Below are 4,407 nucleotides of genomic sequence, written 5' to 3' on the forward strand. Positions count from 1 at the left end.
CGACCCAATCTGCTTAGACCGATAAACTTTCGGTCGCACGACGCACACGCCGAAAAGGAAACCGGGCTCCTTAAAGAAGCGATCCTTGTCAGCGCGCTCCGCAATCTTCCAGCTGCACGCCGAAGTCGGAGCGCCAGTTGTCGGCTCCACGTGCGAAGTCGGATACGTCCATTCGCGCACGTACCGCACGAGCTCGGGGATGTGATCCTCCGCAGCTTTGACGTGAACGCCATAGGTCGAAAGAAATTCTTCATAGCTCATATCCGTGAAGTTGTTCATCCGCTGAAGCTGGTACATCCGCAGCGCCTGCTGCACCTCCGACGCATTCAACGAGGTACCCGTGTCGGCACCATCTTGAACAACCGGGTCGACCGCCTCGTAATCGGCATCGTTGCGAACGCTGTCGAGCCACGACTGATCGTTGACCGACGCCACAGGCATCGCAGTACCCGCGTTGCTGTTGATCGTGAAGCCGTTCCACGCCTCATCCTCGTTCCGGAAGTACGTCTCGGTGACACGCTGGAGACACTTCTTGGCCCAATTGATCCGCGAGCCGACGTGATACGTCTCGACCTCCGAAGCCGACTGGAGCGCGGCCGCGCTCCAGCTCGGGTCGAGCATCATGTCCTCGAGCGTATCGCGATCCGCGAGATCGCGATGCTTAACGTAGAACACGTAGTGCTCATACCACCAGCCGATCAGCGGGTTCTTGATCGGATCGGTCACGACACGAGCCTGAAGCAACAAATTCTTCATCGTCTCGCCCGGCAACACGGGGGCGATGAACGACGGTTGCAACTGCCACGGGCGCTGACGCAGGTGAAAATGATGGGTCGGCTTGCGCAGGACCCTGTTGACACGCGGTGCCGGAACAACCGATACCTGCGGCCTGATGCGTTCTGACATTGAAAACCCCTCCTACGGGTTTTTGGTGAGTGAGCGGGACGGCATCAGAACGCCGGCAGGCTCCTACCCTGCCGGCGTTCGTGTTTTCAGAAACGAGCTTTCCTGGGGGCCGCAGGGACCACACCCATCATCTCACCACTCGGATCGAGGACGGCTCCGGTGGGGGAAGCGGGCTGCTGGTGGACGACGATCCGGACGGTGTGCTGACGGGCGCCTGATCCCGATCGAGACCGACCGACCCGCGACCGACGTCCCACGTGACGACGCACGCTGCGAGAGCGAGAGAAGCGGCCGCGACCGCCGCTGCGACGAGAACCTCTGCGATAAGCCATTTCATGTAGCCCCTCCTACGGGCTTCCGAAAAATCGAAAGTGGTTACAATGCAGGCCCCGACGCGTAACCAACGGGACGCCCGGACCTCCGGCTCTGCGCTCCTACCGCTTTGCCAAGTTTTCCGTGCACAAAATCTTCCATCTGATTTTGTATGAGGTTGTCAACGGCATCGTTCCAAAACTTCTGCGCGCGGGGATCATCGACACCGAGCTTCTTTATTCCCGAAAGAACGTCTTTCGCTTTATCCCAAGTCAGCGGGCCTCCGCGCTTTCCGAACTTACCCTCCGCGGCATTCCCGTGCTTGTAGGAGCGCGTTTTCAAGCCATTCGGCAGTGCTTTCCACATCGCCTCGATGACATCTTTGCTCTCCGTCACCACGTGCGCGAGCAGGTACACGAGGCGAGCCCCCTGCCCACCGAGCTTCGCCTCGGTGGTCCGCTTCCCAGGCGGCTTATACCTGGGTGCGGCGTCTTGTCGCACAGCTTCCACAGTTCCTTTCACCTCACTGCGCGTCTGCGGACGCGGCGAGACGCCGGACCCCACCAGCGGGGGCCGCCCCGGTCTGACCGGAGGCTCCGGCTTCGCCGGAGGTTCCGGTCTGCCCGGCGGATCGCCGGCCGGGTCGGCACCCGGCCTCGTCACGGGCGGCAATCGCGGATCGGGCAACGGCCACGGCGACGGATCAGCCCCCGGACGCGGTCGGTACGGCAACGCCGGCCACGGCGTTGGCGGGCTTTCCATCGGAAAGCCCGTCACCGGCAATCCCCACGGATCGAAGAACGGCCATTCCTGCGGATGGCGCGGCATCCGGTACGGACGGAGCGGCACGTGTGCCGCTCCGTCAGCCGTCGTGTAGCCCTTCCACTGGGCATACGATCCGGGAAAGCACGTCTTAAAGACGTGCACCTCGATGAATTGCGTCACAGCCTGTCCTACGGACAGGCTGCCGGGCAGACCACCCAGCCCGGTACACGTGCCAAAGCCTGTGGAGTAGCCCGCCATCTCGTGCACGCACGAGGTGGCGGACCGCGTGCAATTCACGTTGAACCCCGACGAGTTGAACAGATTGTACAACTCGTACAGCTCCCACGCGGTCTGCGCCGCGCGAAGCCAGGGGTTCTGACGAACCCACAATCGAAGCGCGCGTCTCGCGACGCGCTGCTTCTCCCGCTCCGTCCCGGGGAACGGGATAGACGGATCGGGGTTGAAGACATCCGGCGCACCCGGTTGCGCCCACCAGGGCGCAACCGGATCATTCGCCGGGGCTGGCGGCGAGCCGCCGCTGGTTTGAAAGCCCCCAGACGGCGCATTGCTCGCCGCCGAGCCTCGGTAGCCAGATCGCATGGGGTAACCCATAGCTCAGTCTCCCTTGTGGTCAGTACTTATAAAAAAACTCCCTCCGCCTTCGTGGAGGGTCTGTTGAACGTTTGTTTTTAAGTGGTCGGCGTTTCTTTCGAACGCATCACGTTTCACTATCGCTACAGAGCGTTTGCCATAACGGGCCGACGCTCGCACTCTCGCTTCGTTGCCCTTTGCAATGTACTTGCAGACATAACCAGCGCCCTTCGGATTATCGTCAACCAGCTTGGCTTCCAGCCAACCACATCCGAAGCCGCGCCACTTGCTGCGCAAGTCGCGCTCACCAACGGGTTTGCTTCCATGCTGTTGGTGAACAAAGGCATGGAAATGAAGACGCTGGTTCTCATCACCGGCCTCCGCGACGGCAAGCAACCGGATGTTGCCTCCGGTGCTCTTGCGAACTCGCTTCCAGAATTTCTGGACGTACTCCGTATACGCTGCGGCCGCATGCAGAGTGAACTGCACATCCGGTGTGAGCGTCTCCCACACCAGAGATCGAGCCGTTGCTTTTTTCCGCGCCAACGCTAGCGCTTTGAATTGCGTGATGTCGTTGAACGTCAACGTCACGAACCATGAACGCTCCGCTTGCTGAAGCTCCGCTTTGGCGCGCTCGAACCAGTCTGCTCTTCGCATCCTTCTGCACCTCTCACACTTGCGGCACCTCACGTGCATCCTCAGCTGGAGGAGGCTTTCGAACCCCGGTCCGCCGCGGACCATCCGGGGAAAACCTTTCGGCTCGAACGGTGGGGGCACCCATTCGTCGTCGTCAGCCGACGAGCCCCACTCTTCCCGCGCATGCCGCTCAATCTCGTATTGATTGCGGCGGTTCCGCCGCGCGGCCAGCGCCTGCGTCGAAGACGACGGGCGGGACCAAAGCTCCCGCGTGATCGGCGCCTCACAGCGCCCGGCAATGTCCCATTCCCAGAGGGTGGCGGTCTTTCGCACCGCCCCTTTCGCCATGGCGCGCCGTACAAGGCGCCGCATGGACCGGTACTCCACCGGCTTGGAGCCTCCCGGCTGCACCACCGACGCTGCGCGCGTCGGTGTCAGTTGTGCAGTATATAAACTAGCGGGCCTCCGGCCCCCAGAATTCTGCACAACCATCCGCCAAACCCCCTCCTACAGGGCTGCGCGGCCCGTACGGGGGCTTTGCAGGGCTGCGGGTCCCCGAGGGGACCCTTCGCAGGAGGGCGCTACACGCCCTCCGTACCGCTTCCGCTTGGGGGACTTCGTCCCCCCCGCCCCCCCTCGCCCTGATTTGCGGTTCCGTGTCAACAAGTGACACCGCAAACGAAGCGGGGGCGGGGAGGCCCACACCGGCCCAGCCCGCCCCCATCGGAGTGTCAGCGCAGACGCACCATCCCGGGTCTCACGACCGTGGTGACGTATCTCGCTGAGCGCCGAGGATCTGCAAGGAGCAGATCCCATCCTGCCGTATCTGGTTCGCCGGCGATGCACTCACGAACAACGCATCAGCGTCGGCGGAGGCAGCGTAGCGCTTTTGGAGCGCTGCCGTCGGCAGCGCCACCAGACCGGCATCGGTTGCCGCCAACGAGAAGTTGACGAACTGATCGCCATAGAGAAGCAGGTCCTTCACATCGATCCAGTACTCGTCGGTGTTCGTCGAGAGAGGACCCGTCGCGCCCGTGGGGACGCGGAGGTACGACGCACTGTAATCATCACGGAGCAAGGCGGGGAGCCAGGTGAATGCGCTCTCCATGAGATCGACCACCGACCCAATCTGCTTAGACCGATAAACTTTCGGTCGCACGACGCACACGCCGAAAAGGAAACCGGGCTCCTTAAAGA

4 protein-coding genes are annotated in these 4,407 nt (G+C 62.3%); all 4 read right to left on the reverse strand.

Annotated elements, in window-relative coordinates; genetic code table 11:
• Positions 1-906 (reverse strand): hypothetical protein (locus JQ592_RS38100; RefSeq protein WP_211407842.1); only part of this gene is annotated, 906 nt, incomplete at its 3' end.
• A 375-nt stretch (positions 907-1,281) separates the two neighbouring features.
• Positions 1,282-2,595 carry a hypothetical protein gene (locus tag JQ592_RS38105; protein WP_211407843.1) on the reverse strand — a complete coding sequence of 438 codons (1,314 nt, stop codon included), beginning with the start codon at positions 2,593-2,595 and terminating at the stop codon, positions 1,282-1,284.
• 3 nt (positions 2,596-2,598) lie between these two features.
• A complete protein-coding gene (locus tag JQ592_RS38110) occupies positions 2,599-3,582 on the reverse strand; it encodes a rolling circle replication-associated protein (protein WP_211407844.1) in 984 nt (327 codons plus the stop codon).
• 385 nt (positions 3,583-3,967) lie between these two features.
• Positions 3,968-4,407, reverse strand: a 440-nt coding sequence (locus tag JQ592_RS38115) for a hypothetical protein (RefSeq protein WP_211407845.1), incomplete at its 5' end; no start/stop codon positions are given.

Origin of the sequence: Bradyrhizobium iriomotense (assembly GCF_018129405.1) — a bacterium.
Classification (GTDB): domain Bacteria; phylum Pseudomonadota; class Alphaproteobacteria; order Rhizobiales; family Xanthobacteraceae; genus Bradyrhizobium; species Bradyrhizobium iriomotense_B.

Coding starts and splice junctions, on each gene's coding strand:
- JQ592_RS38105 (WP_211407843.1), bottom strand. CDS start 2,595: ATGGGTTACCCCATGCGATCTGGCTACCGAGGCTCGGCGGCGAGCAAT.
- JQ592_RS38110 (WP_211407844.1), bottom strand. CDS start 3,582: ATGCGGCGCCTTGTACGGCGCGCCATGGCGAAAGGGGCGGTGCGAAAG.